This window comes from Ferrovum myxofaciens (assembly GCF_000735045.1).
Taxonomy (GTDB): domain Bacteria; phylum Pseudomonadota; class Gammaproteobacteria; order Burkholderiales; family Ferrovaceae; genus Ferrovum; species Ferrovum myxofaciens.
Window position 1 is genome coordinate 1 of the sequence record NZ_JPOQ01000414.1, and the last position, 309, is coordinate 309.

At 51.1% G+C, this 309-nt stretch carries 1 rRNA gene; it reads right to left on the reverse strand.

Features of this window, described 5'->3' with window-relative positions:
* Positions 1–90: 90 nt before the first annotated feature.
* Positions 91–204, reverse strand: a 5S ribosomal RNA gene (rrf, locus tag IV91_RS0114315).
* Positions 205–309 lie beyond the last annotated feature (105 nt).

Sequence of the window (309 nt, forward strand, 5' to 3'; positions counted from 1 at the left end):
ACAGAGATACGGGCCAAAAAAAAAGCACGGTCCGTGGGGACTGTGCTTTTTTTGGTGTTTCTTCTGTGAAGCAGAAGGAACGGGTAGGGTGTCTGGCGGTGACCTACTTTCGCATGGGTAATCCACACTATCATCGGCGCTGTCTCGTTTCACGTCCCTGTTCGGGATGGGAAGGGGTGGGTCCAAGACGCTATGGCCGCCAAACAAAAAACGCGTCGGCACGCACAAACTGGATTGAAGTAAAGTTACTGGATTGATTGTTTTCACGAACTCGCAGATGCCTGCGATTATAGGATCAAGCCTCACGGT